The organism is Aquiluna sp. KACHI24 (genome assembly GCF_025997915.1).
GTDB lineage: Bacteria > Actinomycetota > Actinomycetes > Actinomycetales > Microbacteriaceae > Aquiluna.
Genome location: NZ_AP026677.1, coordinates 999582 through 1016487 on the forward strand (window position 1 = coordinate 999582; position 16906 = coordinate 1016487).

Sequence of the window (16906 nt, forward strand, 5' to 3'; positions counted from 1 at the left end):
ACTAACCCCAGTGCGGCGGTCGCTCGTTGCGAAGCCGGTCATCGTTGTCGTCATCACCGTCGCCCCAGGCTCTCGGATTGTCTTCGAAGGCGCGCTCCTCAAATAGTGGCTCGCGCCTTGAGACCAAGTCCATACCCAGTGAGGTCGCAATGCGATTTGCAACCTCTTGTGGAGTTGCAAAGATTTCAAAGGCGTGGACGCGTAGGTATTTCCAGCCCATGGCCTTCAACAAATTTGGCCTAAGTCTTAGCTTTTCATCCCAACCATTTCCAGTCAGGGACCAGTCAGGGTCTATGGCAGCGGCCTGATTTCTGAACGAGGCGGCTAAAGCGATTCTGCCTGCGAAGTTCAACTCAACACGAATTCCAAGCTTCCTCAATCGAAGCGCAAGATCTCGCAGCAGTGGATCGGGATCTCCCGCTCTGGCTTCGGACATGAATGGTGGCGCAATTAGATCCTTCAGCCAACGCTGGTTCTCTGGCAGTGAACCGCCTGCGAAATCTTCAAAGTTGTAACAGGAAACTACCGTGAGTCGCTTTCGAGCCGAGGCAATTTGATTCACCATCCATCTGGCCGCCGAAGGGGAATTGAAATCTCCGAGCGATCCCGAGATTTTGCCCTCCGGGGTTCTGCCAAATCCAACCGAGAAGACCACTCGATCGGCAGTTCGATGCACAACCTCACTCATGCCCAAAACTTCAAATCTCTCGCGGCCGTGAGCATCAAAAAACTCTGCAATTTGAGGCTGGTTAGAGAGCTCTTTTTGGAGTGCTTGATTGATTCGATCAGCATGCGTTCTGGATGGAGTGACGACCATTAGCGACTCGGTGGGGCTCCAACGAGCATGGTTTGTCACTAGTTCTACAACCTTGGCAACCTCACTATCCAACGACTCGGTTGCACCCTCGATCGTGGAGGTGGCGTGAGCGGAAGAGGTGATCTCGATTTGCTCAAGGTTTGATGCACCGTGGAAGGACTCCGGGCTTGGTTCAAAAACAAGTCGGTCCTTATAGAAGGTTTGGTTTAGATAGGTGCCGAGCACCTGACCCTGAATGCGGTAGCTCTTGCGAAGCGGATAGCTGGCGCAATGAGCGCTGATCAAGTCATAGACCGAGGCGCGAGTGTCTTCACTTGGTGCTTGGTTTGCCCTGGCGATTGTTTCAAAACTCTCTGGTGCCGAGATGACCGGGTCGCCAAACGCGATTACCTGCTTTGCCATGGACAGGGCCGTCGCTGCCTCGGCGATACCAGTCGCGGCTGCATCGAGAACGAGCAGCGCATCAAATTTGTAGCCACGAAGCTGGTGCACTCGAAGCGGAGAGGTGATGATCCCGGTGCTGATAGCCTCCCAAACCGCTCCGGCGCGTTTTGCCGATACTGGGTCAATAGCCCTGGAGCGAAGCTGGTTCCGCAGTTCATCAGCGCCCACTTGGTTGGCAGTGAGAGCGCTCTTCCAGCGCAGCGCTAGCACTCCACTCAAATGCTCTGACCCGGCTTCAACAACCTGACTTGAGATGGTTTCGAAATTCGCTTCAAGCCGCGCGATTCGATCGGCGTCATATTCCAAAATCTCTGGGTTTGACTGCACCAGCGCCTCAAGGGCGGATTGCCACCAGCACAGCTCAAACTCTGAGACTGCACGAGCCTGGTCCAGGGAGAGCTTGCAGAGCTCAAGGTATAGCTCAAACAAACCACGCTGCCTCAACTTCTCAACCGCCGCCATGCGATCGATATACCCATTCAGAATCTCTGTTTTTTCGACCAGGTTTTGGAGCTTCTCGGCAAGCTCATCAAAGCTCAACTGAGTCAACAGCGGTAGATCTGGATTTGGGTCTAGGTGTCGCTGCAAGATCGAAACTACTGAGTAGACCTGATCAAATTTCTGCTTCACATCATTCAGACCGAGCGGGACACTCGGTGGAGCCTGAGTGGTGTTTATCTCAAGCCATAGCGAACGCTGCTCTTCAGCGGCTGCGAGCGCCGCATGCAGGTTTGGGATAGTCGCACCGGGGCGCACAAACTCCTTAGCAAGCTTTTTGAACCTCCGACGCTGAGCACCGGAGAGCTGACCCCGCTCACCCCTGGGGGCTGTTGCCAGGATCATTTCGGTGAGCGGACGATCAAAGATCTGCGGCTTGAACTTATCCAGGGTCTCGCGGATGCCAATTAGCAAACTCAGCTGTCTTGACCAGTCTTCAATCGTCTTTGATGGAATCAGGTTTTGATCCTGTAGGTAGCGATTGACCTGATAACTCAGCAACCTAAACTCTTCACCAGCCAGTGACTTAGCTGCATTCAGAGCGGCATCAATCTCGGCACTAGAGCTGAAGATTGCACCAAACCAGGGTGAGTGTTGTGGGCCATAGCTAAACACCCTGGCAGCAAATGCCTCGGCAACCAATTCCGAACCGGAGATCCTCAGTTCAGGCAATAGATCTGGTCTGATTCGAGCCGAGTTTGTCGGAGGTTCCTGCTCCCCCGCCAATGCTGCCAAAGTGTTGAGCGCTTCAAATAGTGATACACCCGTTAGTGCATCAGGCCTTGCAACCTTGTCGAAGTAGTTTTTTACCTCAGCCTCCGCAGAGAGCTGGCGAAGTCTGAGTGGTTGAAGTTCGACCTGCTGAGCTTTTTCGTTTCTGGATATCGCGGCAACCGTGTCATTCCAAAGATCATTCGAACGCAGTGCGAGTCCGGCCAGGGAGTGCTCCGATAGTCGCTCCGAGAACTCATCGATGGTTTGCTCTCTTGGAGCAATGATCAGAGTCCGCTTGCCTTGAAGAGCCAGGTTTGCCAGGACGTTGATTGCGGTTTGGATGTAGCCGCATCCGGGAAGAGTTTCCACCGCGAGTGATTCACCTGCACTGGCAGCTCGAATCACCTCTAGCTGATAGCTATCGGCGTCCGCCACCAACAGCACATCCCCGCCCGGTCCGCCCTGGCTCTCAAAACTCTGCCTAAGATCTTCAGGGACCGTGGTTAGCAAAAGATCAGGAACGAAGTTGCCTAACACCAGAAGGTGATCAACGCTTAGGCCACTGCCCTGAAGCTGAGCCTCCACAAAGGGCAACACCGCTGAGGGCAGCAGGTCTGGTCCGGAGCGCAGAATCGAGAGCAAGTCTCGGTCCTGAAAGTCTGGTCGCTGACCCCTGATTAGCGAACTGGCTTCAGGGTTCAAAAGCGGGTCTGATCCCATTCGAATCTCGAAGTCATCGCCCTTTGGAATTAGGTCAACTGGCCATAGCGCCAGGGGTACCTGACGATCAGGACCGGCAATTACCCCAGCCGCAATGAAGCAAGCCTTAGCCCCAAAAGACTCAGCAATTCTTTTGGCCTTAGTTCGAATTCGCCTTGCGGCGCTCAGTGACCTGGCCTGCGCGACGCCATCACGAACCAAATTAGAGATGGTGGTTTGTCTAGCGGAGACCAGTTGAGCCATGCCACCTGGATGCGCTCTGGAGAGGTCGATCTGGCCGAAGCTGGATACTTCAAAACTCTTCAGCGGATTAGCGCCACCGATCCGATCAAGGTCAGCTTGGAGAGTCGAGAAGTCCACCTCTAAATCCTAGAAGTCTGGGGTTCAGAATCTCCCTGGTGAGCTCGAGAGTCTGAAACTAGGAGTGAAGAGAGCAACCGACGAGACGGTAATCTAGAGCTCTAATTTGGCCTCGTAGCTCAGTGGATAGAGCAACGGTTTCCTAAACCGTGTGTCGTAGGTTCGATTCCTATCGGGGCCACAACTACGCCGCTTGTTGATAGCTGAGGAAATCCCTCCAGTGCGGCTCCTCTTTCTCTGCTCCTCGAACAGTCCAAATCACCCCGGTGGGCATCTTGGGCGTGAAGCGAAGTTCCCAGCCCATCTCGGCTGGAGTCTTATCGCTTTTTAGGTTGTTGCACCTCAGGCAGCAGGCCACGAGGTTCTCCCAGCTATCTGCGCCGCCGCGCGACTTTGGCAAAACGTGGTCGATTGTGTTCGCTGATTTGCCGCAGTAGCCACAGCGGTGCGCATCTCGCCTGAGCACACCGCGGCGCGAGACTGGAATCTGCCTTGAGTTTGGGATCCTCACATAGCGCTGCAGCAGTATGACGGCCGGAACCTCGAAGTCACTATTTGCACTTCGCACTCTGCCCTCACCCACCCCCGCCAAAATGGTCGCCTTCTGATTCAGAACAAGAACCAGTGCTCGCTTGAAAGAGACAACGGCGAGCGGTTCATAACCGGCATTCAGTACGAGGGTGCGCAATCTTTTCTCCTTGTCGAAATCGCCCACATGGTTTGTAGGTTTTCGAGTTGCCCGGAAATAAAAAACGCGCCGCAAAACGCGACGCGCAAATCACTTCCGCTTGGTATTGCGGGGTGCTGGTGCAGATGAACCCAGTTGCCCAACTTGGCTTGTTGTCTAGCTGGCATCTCACACCCCTTCCGCAACCAATAGGTCAACACTTGAGCAGAGATTACGACTTGAAGTTGAAATTTATGGCTTAGAAACGCTGAACGTTTTCTAACGTTTATCTAGTCGACAATGTCAACAAAGCGCACGATGTGATAGCGCTCGGTAAAGATCGGGGCCAGCTTCACACGGTCACCCGGCTGTGGAGCGTGATAGAAGTTACCGTTGCCCGCGTAGATTCCGTTGTGGCTGTAGTCATTGAAGACCACGATGTCACCGGGAACCGCATCCTCAAGCTTGATCTTCTTCGCAAGCTTGGACTGCTGGTAAACGCTGTGTGGCAGCGCAACGCCAAATTGCGAGTAGACGAACATTACATAGCCCGAGCAGTCAAAACCAAGTGGGGTTTCGCCACCGAAGACATATGGAACTCCAACCAATTCGGCAGCTGCCTTCATAACGCTGCCGCTGGTGACTGTCGTGAACCTGGGCTTAGCTAGGTAGTCCTCAAAGGTTGGCCCGGTGTAAACCCGATTGCGACGAATAGTCACCTCAAAGTCTTCGGCATCTGCCGGCGTGAATTCACCTCGGGTGAATTCAACTTCGCTACCGATTGCAACCGACAGCTCCTGGAGCTTTGGAGCCTGAACGCTGTGGTCTCTTGCCATGCCGGTCAGAGCGGTTACCTCTGGGTCATAACCATAGGAAGGCAGAGCAGTGGTGGCCATTAGGCCGGATGCAACCACCATGGTCAGCACGCGACGAAGCTCAGGCGCCTTGATCGACACCTTCACACTCTTACGCGAACGCGCCTGGCGTAGGGCCTTGCGCGATAGCTGATTACCAGCTGGTTGATTCAAAAGGAATCCTCCGAAAACTTCTTTGGAACTTCCGCCTTGCGAGTATAACTCAGTGTTCTATTTTGCTCAGGAATAGGTGTGATGCAAGTTGAAGGTCCAGCACCATGCCTTCTTCGAGATCCTTATTGACCAAAAACCAGTTCTGTGAGGCATCAAGGTGCACCTTGGACCCAGGAAGCAGGTTCAGCTCCCGAAGCTGATTCAAGAACTGGTAATCGAGCTGCAGCGGCTCACCGATACGAGCCAACACATAATCACCGGTTGGTAACTCAGCTACCGCGGTGACCTCGGCTGGCTTGGATGCCGAATAGCCGAGTAGCTCAAGCCCGGGCACCGGCATTCCATAGGGCGAGGTGCTTGGGTCGGAGAGGATGGTTAGTAGCTTTCGCTCCACCTGCTCGCTCATCACGTGCTCCCAGCGACAAGCCTCTTCGTGAACCAGATGCCAATCCAGGCCAATTACCTCGACCAAAAGCCGCTCAGCCAGGCGATGCTTGCGCATTACCTCGATGGCGGTGAGCCTGCCCTCATCAGTAAATTCCAAGGCCCGATCGTCAGCGACTTTGAGAAGTCCATCGCGCTCCATACGAGCCACCGTCTGCGAGACGGTTGGACCAGAGTGTTCGAGACGCTCGGCAATTCGAGCACGCATTGGGGTGATGCCCTCCTCCTCAAGTTCCAAAATGGCCTTGAGGTACATCTCAGTAGTGTCAATCAGATCTGTCACAAAAACCCCTCGCTGCAGCCTTCAGACTAATACCCCCGCACTAAACTTTGGCTATGCCAGAGCTAGTAATTGACCCCGCCCTATTGCCAAAAGACGGTCGCTTCGGATGCGGTCCATCAAGAACTAGAGCGGAGCAGCTAGCCAACTTCGTTTCTGAGGGCGCAGCCCTCATGGGAACCTCCCACCGCCAGGCTCCGATCAAGGACATGGTTGGTGAGATTCGCCAGGGTCTCCTCGAGCTGTTCCGAGCGCCAGAGGGCTACGAGGTAATCCTTGGAAACGGTGGCTCGACTGCTTTTTGGGATGCTGCTGCATTCTCACTGGCGCGCCGCAAGGCACAGGCTTTGGTGCACGGAGAATTCGGTTCCAAATTTGCAAGCTCGCTTTCGGCTCCCTGGCTTGAAGCACCGACCGTGGTCAAGGGTGAGCCAGGCTCTCGCGCAGAGCTTTACCCCGAGACAGGGGTTGATCTATACGTTTACCCGCACAATGAAACCTCGACCGGAGTGATTACTCCAGTCGTCCGGGTAGCCGGTGATGAGGATGTGCTGATGCTCACCGACGCGACCAGCGCGGCCGGTGGCGTGTACTTTGATCTAGCCCAGACCGATGTTTACTACTTCGCGCCTCAGAAGAACTTTGCATCAGATGGTGGCCTCTGGATCGCAATTGCATCACCAAAGGCAATTGCGAGAATCGAAGAGATCGCAGCCTCGGATCGCTACATCCCTGAATTTCTAAGTCTCAAAGTTGCCCTCGACAACTCTCGACTGAACCAGACCTTGAACACTCCGGCGATCGCAACCCTGTTCTTGCTAAACGATCAGATCAAGTGGATGAACTCCCAGGGTGGTTTGAGCTGGGCAGCCGCCAGAACCAAGGAGTCCTCTGACCTGCTTTATAGCTGGGCAGATAACCACAAGCTAGCCAAGCCTTTTGTTTCAAACCCAGATCACCGCTCCCAGGTGGTGGTAACCATTGACTTTGATGAGAGCGTTGATGCTGCCAAGATCGCAAAGATACTGCGAGCGAATGGAGTTGTAGACACCGACCCCTATCGCAAGCTTGGACGAAACCAGCTGCGCGTGGCAACCTTCGTGGCCACTGAGCCATCGGATGTCAAGGCGCTAATCAACTGCATCGATTTTGTGCTGGAGCGCATGTGAAGCTGTTCGTGAAATTTGATGACCGCAAAGAGTCACCCGAGCCTGAGAAGGTAAATGCAAAGCGCGTCGTGCTACTCGGCACCTTCGCTTGGGGTCTGGTCCTCGTGGTCCTCGGCGCGTTTTATCCTGCGCTGTCTAACGCGGGCCTTGACTGGTGGCTTCACACTGCTTTGGTCGGTGTTGGCCTCGGATTCGTTGGCCTCACCATGATCCCCAAACGCTGAGGTCAAATCCCGAATCAACTCGTCGGCCTCAGCGTCCGTTTGAACTCGACCTGATTCCTTCAGTTGCTTGCGGAACTCCGCTAGTCGTTCTGCCCATGGCACCCAAGCTGGAGCGAGCAACGCCCCTTCGCTAGCGAGCAAATTGATTTCTGAGACAGTAGCTTCTTTTCGCTTGTCGACCTGAGTGAAGACCACTGACCAGTACCAGCTTTTGTAACTCCGCAGGGTGCAATCAAATCGAAGCTCAATGGCTCCCTTGGAAATTTCAAACTCGCCAAGGAACTCTCCGACAGAACCCTGCTCGGCGGTTTCAGCCAAGACCGCCTGAGCGGTGGCTAATTTATCCTTCAAGTTCGTCGGCTACTCGGCGTAGCAGCTGGGCCACCTTGCGAGAGTGGTTGGCCTCTGGGTACTTGCCACGCTTGAGGTTTCCGCCGATCTGGTCCAGAAGGCGAATCAGGTCCTCGGTGATGATGGCTAGATCCTCAGCAGGCTTACGGTTCACGGCGGTCAGGGTAGGGACCTCGATCACTCGAACGCTCAGTGCCTGAGCACCCTTACGACCGTCGATAATGCCGTATTCAACCCTAGTGCCCTGGCGAATAGTGGAGGTTCCAGCGGGTAGCGCCGAGATGTGCAGGAACACTTCGCTGCCATCGTCTCCTGCGATAAAGCCGAAGCCCTTGTCGTCATCGAAGAACTTAACTTTGCCGGTTGGCATAGGTCACCACTTTCCTTGGAACGGCGATAAGTGTAACCGAAAGGTAAAGTAAACGGATGGTCGAAAGAAAGCGCTTTGAAATAGAGTCCTTGCTCGCCTATGGAGCGACCGCTCTGATCGCAATTTCTATCCTCTCGATTCTTGCCACCCTGCTGGCAGCACTGTTCGAATTCGCCACCATCCCACCGATCATTGTTCAGCTTCCGCTCGTGGGTTTGCCTGTCGGATTCTTGTTGATCATCACCCTGCTAATCGTTTCCGTCGTGAAACGTGGCAAAGCGAATCGGAACTAGTTGAGCGACCTACTTGCGCTTTCAGCGGTCCTCAAGGGCCTGGACCCCAAAAACCTGGCTAAGTATTTACCCGGCAATGAGTCGGTGACCGACCTACTCGATTTAGCCAAAGTTCTTCTCACTAAGCGCGAGCTTGAGAAGCGCATTCGCACCTTGGACAAAGCTGCCCTGGAAGATCTCACCTCGGGTAATGTCTCGGCCGAGCTTCAGTCGAATCTGCTGGCAACCGAGTCAGTGATTGAGGATGCCAGGTCCTTGGCGAAGGAGCTGCAGCCAATCAAGCTGAGCTACCAACTGGCACCCGGTCACGGAGCCGGGCTAAGCGCCTACCAAACGCTGCTAGCGCTCACCGAGCTGCTGTTCAGCTTTGAAAAACGACTCTTGGTGCCTGTGAAGGCAGGACTCCGAGCCCCGGATGCCAGAGAAATTGGCGAGACACTAAAGCTAAACGCTCAAGAGGTTCAAACCATCTATCAACTTGGTGTCAGCTGCGGGTTTATCCACCAGGCCAAAGATCGAATTCACGCAACGATTCAGGGCTTTGCTTGGCTCGAGCTGGATAACCCAGATCGCTGGCTTCAGCTAGCGAAAGCAGTTTTAGACCTACCCAAGCTAGAGCTAAACGATGAGCCACTTTTGGATCAGGTTCTAGAGCAGTATCCGCTGATTGATCCAAATCAGCTCAAGACCCTGAGGTTTGCGGAAATTCTTGGGCTAACTCAAAACCTGATTCCAACCGCTGAGCTAGAGAATCTCACAGGCGAATGGATTGCCAAAGAGCTCCCTGAAACCAGTGAGCGATTCGTGGTTCAGGGAGACCTATCGCTAATGACACTTGGCCCGATTACCGCGAGGCTGCATCGACTACTCGATGTAATTGCTCAAGCGGAGGATTTGGGTCTTGCCTCGAGGTTCAGGCTCAGTAGCCTCACCATCTCACACGCCCTCGAATCCGGGATGAGTATTGCCCAGATTCGCTCGGTTCTTGAAAGAAGCATCCAGCCCCTACCCCAGCCGGTTGAATACCTTCTCAGCGAGAGCGAAGCTAGATTCGCAGCAATCAAAATCTCCGACTTGGGATCAGCATCGCTAATCAAAGCCGCCGATGGCATTTTGCTCAGGCAAATTTTGGGAGAGCAGCTCCTTAGGCCACTGCTTTTGGAGCCAAGACCAGAGGGGCTGATTTCCAGGCTGGATCCCGAGATCGTCTACCTAAATCTTCGAGCCGCAGGCTATGCCGCGATTCGTGTTGACGATGAGGATCGGGTGCTATCACCACGCGCTGCTGCAGTCGAGATTGTTGAACCCGAAAAGGACTATCTTCAGCTGGCAACCGCGATCGCAAATCGTGAGGCCAGCGAACCGAGTGGCAATGATGTGCTACGACAGTTGCAGTTTGCCCTTCGCAACAAGCTCAAGGTTGGGGTGAGGGTGAGTTACCCCGATGGTTCTGAGCGCGAGCACCTGATTGAACCTCTCGGACTTGCCGGCTCGAGGGTGCGAGGGCGCGACACCGCAAAAGAGGCCGAGATCACACTGCCGCTTGGGAGAATCACCTCAATCTGGCTCGCCTAAGCTAGAGGGATGTCTTTGGGGCCACTAATCGTTCAATCAGACCGCACGGTGCTGCTTGAAACTGACCACCCAAACGCCGAGATCGCCCGCCACGAGCTAGCCATTTTTGCCGAATTGGAGCGCGCTCCAGAGCATGTCCACACCTACCGAATCACCAAGCTTGGACTTTGGAACGCCCGGGCTGCCGGACACGATGCCAGCTTCATTTTGGATGTTCTAAACCGCTACTCCAAGTACCCGGTCCCACAGGGTGTTGCCCAAGAAATTGAGGCCACCATCTCCCGGTTCGGTCGCCTGGTTATAGCCAGGGATGCCGAGGGCCTGGTGCTCAGATCGGATTCCAAAGCAATCTTGGCTGAGGTGGCATCAACCAGGCGCATTGCAGATTTGCTGGAGCAAGAGGTCGAGTCTGGTTATCGCATTCGCGATTGGGCTCGCGGTCAGCTAAAGCAGGAGTTGCTGAAACTAGGGTGGCCGGCCGAGGACAGCGCTGGCTTTACCCCCGGCACCCCGATGGAGATTGAACTTATCGAAGGCGATTGGCAGCTTCGCGATTATCAACTTCAGGCGGCTCAAAAGTTTGAGCTCGGTGGCAATGGCGTAGTGGTTTTGCCCTGTGGTGCTGGTAAAACAATCGTCGGTGCGACCGCGATGTCGCTGATCAAAGCCAACACCTTGATTCTTGTGACCAACACAGTGTCGGCCAGACAATGGCGAGCAGAACTTCTAAAGCGCACCAGTTTGAAGGAAGAGGACATCGCGGAATACTCGGGCTCTAGTAAAGAGATTGCTCCGGTGACCATTGCGACGTATCAAATCCTTACCACCAAGCGCAAAGGCGACTTCGCTCACCTCGAACTGTTGAATGCGCGAGACTGGGGTCTGATCGTCTATGACGAGGTTCACCTGTTGCCGGCGCCGATTTTCAAGATGACTGCAGATTTGCAGGCCAGAAGAAGACTCGGCCTAACAGCGACCTTGGTTAGAGAAGATGGACGCGAGTCAGATGTCTTTTCACTGATCGGACCAAAGCGCTTTGATGCGCCATGGAAAGACATTGAAGCACAGGGCTACATTGCCCCCGCTAAGTGCTTTGAAATTCGAGTGCCGTTGCCAGACGAGGCTCGCATGCAGTATGCGATTGCCGATCAGGACACCCGCTTCAGAATTGCAGCCACCGCAGAGGCGAAGATCAACATCATCAAGCAGCTGCTAAAAAAGCATGAGGCGGAGCCAACATTGATCATTGGTCAATACCTAGAGCAAATTGATCAGGTCGCTACCGCGTTGAAAATTCCGAAGCTCACTGGTGAGACACCAGTCTTGGAGCGCGAGCAACTATTTCAAGATTTCCGCACTGGGAAACTGACCGCTTTGGTGGTTTCAAAGGTTGCAAACTTCTCGGTGGATCTTCCTGAGGCATCGGTTGCCATTCAAATCTCCGGGGCTTTCGGGTCACGCCAAGAGGAGGCTCAGCGTCTTGGTCGACTGCTGCGCCCCAAGGCGGATGGTCGCAGCGCTAGCTTCTACACGTTGGTTGCGAAGGACACGGTCGAGCAAGACTTTGCCCAAAACCGCCAGCGCTTCTTGGCGGAGCAGGGTTACAGCTACGAGATTTTGGACGCAGATCAGATTTAGCACAGACGACTCACAGGAAACATCCAGTAACTGTGAGAATACTTACCGCATGACCGCACTCAAAGTTCTCGTTGTAGATGATGAACCAAACATCAGAGACCTGCTCTCTGCCTCCCTTAGATTTGCTGGCCACCAGGTAATTACCTCCCACAATGGCACCGATGCAGTGGCCAAGATTATTGACAACCAGCCAGACATCGTGCTGCTTGATGTCATGCTCCCGGATGTCTCCGGATTCGGTGTCACCAAGAAGATTCGCTCGATGGGTATCGAGACTCCGATCCTGTTCCTAACCGCTCGTGATGACACCGAAGACAAGGTCACCGGCCTCACCGTTGGTGGCGACGACTACGTCACAAAGCCTTTCAGCCTGGACGAAATCATGGCTCGCATTTCTGCAATCATGCGCCGCACTGGCAAGGATCAGGTCGCAGAATCTGTGATTCGAGTTGGTGAGCTGGAAATGAATGAGGATGCTCACGAGGTGACTGTCAATGGTCAACCCGTCGACCTATCCCCCACCGAATATCAACTGCTTCGCTATCTTGCTCAGAATCCGAACCGAGTGCTAACCAAGGCTCAGATTCTCGATCACGTTTGGGAGTATGACTTCAACGGCGAAATGGGGATCGTTGAAAGCTACGTCTCTTACCTGAGAAAGAAACTTGACCCACTGTCGTCAGAACCACTAATTGTCACAAAGCGTGGAGTTGGATACCTACTCAAGGGCCCTAAGAACTAAATGAAGAGTCGGCTACTGAAAGCCTGGGAGCGAGTCTCGCTTCGGGCCAAGCTGACGACCCTTTCGGTTGGCTTGATTGGCCTATTGCTTTCAGTATCCAGCGCAGGAACAGTGGCGCTGCTGAGCACCTACCTGCAACAAAACACCGACACCCTCTTGATTACGACCGCAAACTCACTGCGCACCGAGAACCCGGCACGACTAGAGGCCAGGGTTGCACAGGGTGCATTGAGTCTGCCTTCACTCCCCTCCGACTACTACATCGCGATCTTGGATAGCGAGGGGGATCAGTACCTCGGGCTTGTTAGCTCTGCTGGAAATCAGCGCGAAGTGCCTAACTTCACCTCTCTTGATCTGGAGGCGGTAATTGCAACCGGAGGTATTCCGTTTGAGGTTCGAGTCGAACGCGAGGGCCTCAGGGATGACACCTGGCGAGTAGTAGCCCTGCCGCTCGACCGTGCGCTTGGCTCGGTTGTGGTAGCGCTCCCCACCAATACCAACCGTCAGATCATTCAGGAGTATGGTGCGATCGGTGGCAGGTTTGGGATCTTCCTGGTTTTACTTTCCGGTCTAAGCATTTGGCTCACCATCACTTCCGCTCTAAGACCTTTGAAGGAAGTGGAGAGAACTGCAGCCTCGGTTCGCAGCGGCAAGTTCTCCTCTCGTCTTGTGGAGCGCGATGGTAAGACCGAGATTGGTCGACTCAACCGAGCGCTCAACTCGATGCTTGACTCCATCGAAACCGCCGTGCGCGGCAGAGACAAAACTCTTGATCAAATGCGCAGGTTTGTCTCAGATGCGTCCCACGAACTCAGAACACCGCTTGTAACCGTTCGCGGATATGCCGAGCTCTATCGAATGGGTGCCCTGAAGAAAAAACAGGACGTGACTGAAGCGATGCAGCGCATCGAATCCGAAGCCATACGAATGACTGGCTTGGTAGAGAGCCTTCTGACGCTGACCCGGATGGACGAGCAGGGAAATCTAAAAACCTCACTGGCTGACATCGCTCAGCAATGCCAACTGGCTATTAGGGATGCCGAGGTTGCCCACTCCGGACTGAGATTTAGTTATCAGGGACCGAGTGAACTTGAATTGGAATTTGATTCGGATCGAATCAAACAGGTATTGACCAACCTGATTACGAATGCCTCCAGGTTTGCACCCAAGGATTCTGAGATAACTCTCGAGTTGATTCAGGAAAAAGATGGGGTCACCATAAAGGTGATTGACCACGGTGAGGGAATCCCAGAAGCTCTGCGGGCACAAATCTTTGAACGCTTTTATCGCGCCGACAACTCACGCAACCGTGACACCGGTGGCTCTGGCTTGGGACTCGCCATTGCCAAGTCAATCGTTGAAGCTCACGGCGGCAAGATTTGGGCTAGTGAAACCCCTGGCGGTGGAGCAACCTTTACCTTTACGCTCCCCGCAACCACATCCGAAAAGCACTAGTTATCCACAGCCCAATCAGCTGGACTTATCAAATCTTGAGAAACCAAGCAGATTTGGTGCATGACATTTTTCACAGTTGACAGCGAGCGCATCAACGCCGCAAACACCACCATTCAAGCAACCATCTCGAGGCTTCAGACCGAGGTCAATAGCCTCCATGGACAGCTCAGCGCTTTACAAGACAGTTGGCAGGGAGTTGCCTCAACCTCGTTTCAGGAACTTATGATGCGGTGGCGAACATCATCCGATGCACTCGAGCAGAATCTGGGACAAATTGGGCAGGCTCTCGCGATGGCCGCATCGCAATATCAGGAGATCGAACAGGCTAACCAGAGGTTGTTCCTCTAACGGAAAAAGCCGGGACCAATGGCCCCGGCTTTTCTTTGGAACTTGTTAGAAGTCCATTCCTGCACCTGCGTCAGCAGCTGGTGCTGCGGCAGGCTCTGGACGCTCGGCAACAACTGCCTCGGTGGTTAGGAACAGACCTGCGATGGAGGCTGCGTTCTGCAGTGCAGAGCGAGTCACCTTCACTGGGTCGTTGATACCAGCCTTCAGCATGTCGACGTACTCGCCAGTTGCTGCGTTTAGACCCTGGCCGTCTGGAAGGTTTGCAACCTTTTCAGCGACAACACCTGGCTCTAGACCTGCGTTGATTGCGATCTGCTTCAGTGGAGCGGAGATTGCAACCTTCACGATGTTCGCACCGGTTGCCTCGTCACCAGAGAGGTTTAGACCGTTGAATGCCACCTTGCCGGCCTGCAGCAGTGCAACACCACCACCAGCCACGATGCCTTCCTCGACAGCAGCCTTCGCGTTGCGAACTGCGTCCTCAATGCGGTGCTTGCGCTCCTTGAGCTCAACCTCGGTAGCTGCTCCAGCCTTGATGACTGCAACACCACCAGCAAGCTTTGCTAGACGCTCCTGAAGCTTCTCGCGGTCGTAGTCGGAGTCAGTGTTGCCGATCTCACGACGGATTTGCTCGACGCGGCCCTTGATCTGCTCAGCGTCACCAGCACCCTCAACGATGGTGGTCTCATCCTTGGTGATGACAACCTTGCGAGCGCGTCCCAGCATGGCTAGGTCGGTGTTCTCAAGCTTTAGGCCAACCTCTTCAGCAATTACCTGACCACCGGTCAAGATTGCGATGTCCTGGAGCATGGCCTTGCGGCGGTCACCGAATCCAGGAGCCTTTACTGCTACCGAGCGGAAGATTCCGCGGATCTTGTTTACAACCAAGGTTGCAAGGGCTTCGCCCTCGATGTCCTCGGCAATGATTAGAAGTGGCTTGCCGGACTGCATGACCTTGTCAACAACAGGAAGTAGGTCCTTCATGTTGGAGATCTTGGAGTTAGCAATCAGGATGTAAGCATCCTCGAGAACTGCTTCCTGACGCTCTGGGTCGGTAACCATGTAAGCGGAAACGTATCCCTTGTCAAAACGCATACCCTCGGTTAGCTCCAGCTGGATACCGAAGGTGTTGGACTCCTCGACGGTTACAACACCCTCCTTGCCAACCTTGTCGATTGCCTCGGCGATGATCTCACCGATGGTTGAGTCACCTGCGGAGATTGAAGCGGTAGCAGCAATCTGCTCCTTGGTCTCCACTGGGACAGCCATCTTCAAAAGAGCCTCGGTCACGGCAGCTGACGCCTTGTCGATACCGCGCTTTAGGCTGATTGGGTCAGCACCGGCTGCAACGTTGCGCAGACCTTCCTTGACCAGAGCCTGAGCCAAGACGGTTGCGGTGGTGGTTCCATCACCAGCAACGTCGTCGGTCTTCTTTGCTACTTCCTTGACGAGCTCGGCACCAATCTTCTCGAATGGGTCAGATAGCTCGATTTCCTTTGCGATCGAGACACCATCGTTAGTGATGGTTGGGGCTCCCCACTTCTTCTCGAGAACGACGTTGCGTCCACGAGGACCAAGGGTCACCTTTACGGTGTCTGCAAGCACGTTTAGACCGCGCTCTAGGCCACGACGTGCCTCTTCATTGAAGTGAATAATTTTTGCCATTTGGGTCTCTCCCGTTTGCACTAAGACTTGTTTTTAGCACTCTCGATAATGGAGTGCTAATACATTTTTAGCACTCTAACCCTCCGAGTGCAAATAAACCCGGCACGCATGTTGCGCACCGGGTCTAGTTGGTTAGTTGAGGGTTATGCCAGTGGCACGACGTTCTCTGCCTGAGGGCCCTTGTCGCCACTCTTGACATCGAACTCAACGCGCTGGTTTTCCCTTAGCTCGCGGTATCCATCGGACACGATTGCGGAGAAGTGAACGAATACGTCCGGTCCGCCATCCTGAGTGATGAATCCAAAACCCTTTTCAGAGTTGAACCACTTTACGGTTCCTTGTGCCATGTACTGCTCCTGATGCTAGTTACGCACCCGCGTAACTCACGAATGCATCGGGCGGAACTAATCCAACTCGACTCTCCACACTTTACGCTGTACTCAGGGAAATACAAGGGTTAAGTAGCAGGCATTGAATTAGTTACTAAACGGTTATAAATTCCAAAAGGAGTGCATGAATTGAAGTACGAGGTCTATAAAACAGACGAGCAGTGGAAGTCCGAGCTTTCCGAGTTTGAGTACCACGTGCTGAGGATGGCCGGTACCGAGCGGGCTTACACCGGTGAATTGCTCGACGAGCACCGCCCCGGAAGTTATCACTGTCGCGGTTGCGATGCCTTCTTATTTGAGGCCGACACCAAGTTTGATTCACATTGCGGTTGGCCAAGTTTCTACAAGCCTCAGGGCAACGATGCTATTGAATACATCGAGGATCGCTCTCACGGCATGATCCGCACCGAGGTGCGCTGCGCCAAGTGCGGCTCTCACCTGGGGCACGTTTTTGATGATGCACCGCAGACCCCAACCGGAGATCGCTACTGCATAAACTCCGTCAGCATTACCTTCAAGCCGGCTAACTAAGCTTTAGCTATGGCTAAGTTTTCCCAGAGTGCCTCACCGGTCTACGGCATCGGATTTATCGGTGCAGTGATTTACTACATCTCAACCGCTACCGACTTTTGGACGGGCGTGCTTGGGTTTTTGAAGGCGCTGGTCTGGCCAGGCTTTTTGGTTTATGAGCTCCTTCAGTTCCTTCAGGCCTAGG

General features: G+C 54.0%; 17 protein-coding genes and 1 tRNA gene. 10 read left to right on the top strand and 8 right to left on the bottom strand.

Annotated features, from left to right (window positions below):
* Position 1: 1 nt before the first annotated feature.
* On the bottom strand, positions 2 to 3553 hold the full coding sequence (locus OO713_RS05075; protein WP_264785024.1) for a hypothetical protein: 3552 nt from the start codon (positions 3551 to 3553) through the stop codon (positions 2 to 4).
* Between the two features lie 108 nt (positions 3554 to 3661).
* Here OO713_RS05075 and OO713_RS05080 point away from each other — a divergent pair.
* Positions 3662 to 3734: transfer RNA gene (locus OO713_RS05080), tRNA-Arg, on the top strand.
* A 3-nt stretch (positions 3735 to 3737) separates the two neighbouring features.
* Here OO713_RS05080 and OO713_RS05085 read toward each other — a convergent pair.
* The 3 genes from OO713_RS05085 to OO713_RS05095 form a co-directional block, all read right to left on the bottom strand.
* On the bottom strand, positions 3738 to 4241 hold the full coding sequence (locus OO713_RS05085) for an HNH endonuclease (RefSeq protein WP_264785025.1): 504 nt from the start codon (positions 4239 to 4241) through the stop codon (positions 3738 to 3740).
* Between the two features lie 269 nt (positions 4242 to 4510).
* Positions 4511 to 5248, bottom strand: coding sequence for a C40 family peptidase (locus OO713_RS05090; RefSeq protein WP_264785026.1), 738 nt, complete (start codon positions 5246 to 5248; stop codon positions 4511 to 4513).
* Positions 5249 to 5297: 49 nt separating this feature from the next.
* Positions 5298 to 5975: a metal-dependent transcriptional regulator gene (locus tag OO713_RS05095; protein ID WP_264785027.1), complete on the bottom strand. Its 678-nt coding sequence runs from the start codon at positions 5973 to 5975 to the stop codon at positions 5298 to 5300.
* A gap of 53 nt (positions 5976 to 6028) precedes the next feature.
* On the opposite strand from OO713_RS05095, the gene serC reads away from it, so the two are divergent.
* The gene (gene serC / locus OO713_RS05100) at positions 6029 to 7141 is read left to right on the top strand and encodes a phosphoserine transaminase (protein WP_264785028.1); all 1113 of its coding nucleotides are present in this window, start codon (positions 6029 to 6031) and stop codon (positions 7139 to 7141) included.
* A gap of 71 nt (positions 7142 to 7212) precedes the next feature.
* Here serC and OO713_RS05105 read toward each other — a convergent pair whose 3' ends face one another.
* Together OO713_RS05105 and OO713_RS05110 are read right to left on the bottom strand one after the other, a co-directional pair.
* Positions 7213 to 7716: a DUF3027 domain-containing protein gene (locus OO713_RS05105; protein WP_264785029.1), complete on the bottom strand. Its 504-nt coding sequence runs from the start codon at positions 7714 to 7716 to the stop codon at positions 7213 to 7215.
* Positions 7706 to 8086, bottom strand: coding sequence for a cold-shock protein (locus tag OO713_RS05110; RefSeq protein ID WP_264785030.1), 381 nt, complete (start codon positions 8084 to 8086; stop codon positions 7706 to 7708). The genes OO713_RS05105 and OO713_RS05110 overlap by 11 nt, the downstream gene beginning before the upstream one ends.
* A 56-nt stretch (positions 8087 to 8142) precedes the next feature.
* On the opposite strand from OO713_RS05110, the gene OO713_RS05115 reads away from it, so the two are divergent.
* From OO713_RS05115 to OO713_RS05140, 6 genes are read left to right on the top strand one after another with little or no spacing between them, the layout of a single operon-like run.
* On the top strand, positions 8143 to 8379 hold the full coding sequence (locus OO713_RS05115) for a hypothetical protein (protein WP_264785031.1): 237 nt from the start codon (positions 8143 to 8145) through the stop codon (positions 8377 to 8379).
* Positions 8380 to 9954, top strand: coding sequence for a helicase-associated domain-containing protein (locus tag OO713_RS05120; protein WP_264785032.1), 1575 nt, complete (start codon positions 8380 to 8382; stop codon positions 9952 to 9954).
* 9 nt (positions 9955 to 9963) lie between these two features.
* Positions 9964 to 11592 (top strand): DNA repair helicase XPB, encoded by a 1629-nt coding sequence (locus OO713_RS05125; RefSeq protein ID WP_264785033.1) that lies wholly within the window; start codon positions 9964 to 9966, stop codon positions 11590 to 11592.
* 49 nt (positions 11593 to 11641) lie between these two features.
* The gene (locus OO713_RS05130) at positions 11642 to 12334 is read left to right on the top strand and encodes a response regulator transcription factor (RefSeq protein WP_264785034.1); all 693 of its coding nucleotides are present in this window, start codon (positions 11642 to 11644) and stop codon (positions 12332 to 12334) included.
* Positions 12335 to 13789 carry a sensor histidine kinase gene (locus tag OO713_RS05135; RefSeq protein WP_264785035.1) on the top strand — a complete coding sequence of 485 codons (1455 nt, stop codon included), beginning with the start codon at positions 12335 to 12337 and terminating at the stop codon, positions 13787 to 13789.
* A gap of 60 nt (positions 13790 to 13849) precedes the next feature.
* On the top strand, positions 13850 to 14137 hold the full coding sequence (locus tag OO713_RS05140) for a WXG100 family type VII secretion target (protein ID WP_264785036.1): 288 nt from the start codon (positions 13850 to 13852) through the stop codon (positions 14135 to 14137).
* Between the two features lie 45 nt (positions 14138 to 14182).
* Here OO713_RS05140 and groL read toward each other — a convergent pair whose 3' ends face one another.
* Together groL and OO713_RS05150 are read right to left on the bottom strand one after the other, a co-directional pair.
* A complete protein-coding gene (groL, locus tag OO713_RS05145) occupies positions 14183 to 15802 on the bottom strand; it encodes a chaperonin GroEL (protein ID WP_264785037.1) in 1620 nt (539 codons plus the stop codon).
* Positions 15803 to 15945: 143 nt separating this feature from the next.
* Entirely contained in the window at positions 15946 to 16149 is a 204-nt protein-coding gene (locus OO713_RS05150; protein ID WP_264785038.1) for a cold-shock protein, read from the bottom strand.
* 171 nt (positions 16150 to 16320) lie between these two features.
* Here OO713_RS05150 and msrB point away from each other — a divergent pair, with 171 nt between their 5' ends.
* A complete protein-coding gene (gene msrB, locus OO713_RS05155) occupies positions 16321 to 16722 on the top strand; it encodes a peptide-methionine (R)-S-oxide reductase MsrB (RefSeq protein ID WP_264785039.1) in 402 nt (133 codons plus the stop codon).
* A 9-nt stretch (positions 16723 to 16731) separates the two neighbouring features.
* Positions 16732 to 16905 carry a hypothetical protein gene (locus tag OO713_RS05160; RefSeq protein WP_264785040.1) on the top strand — a complete coding sequence of 58 codons (174 nt, stop codon included), beginning with the start codon at positions 16732 to 16734 and terminating at the stop codon, positions 16903 to 16905.
* The last annotated feature ends 1 nt before the right edge of the window (position 16906 follow it).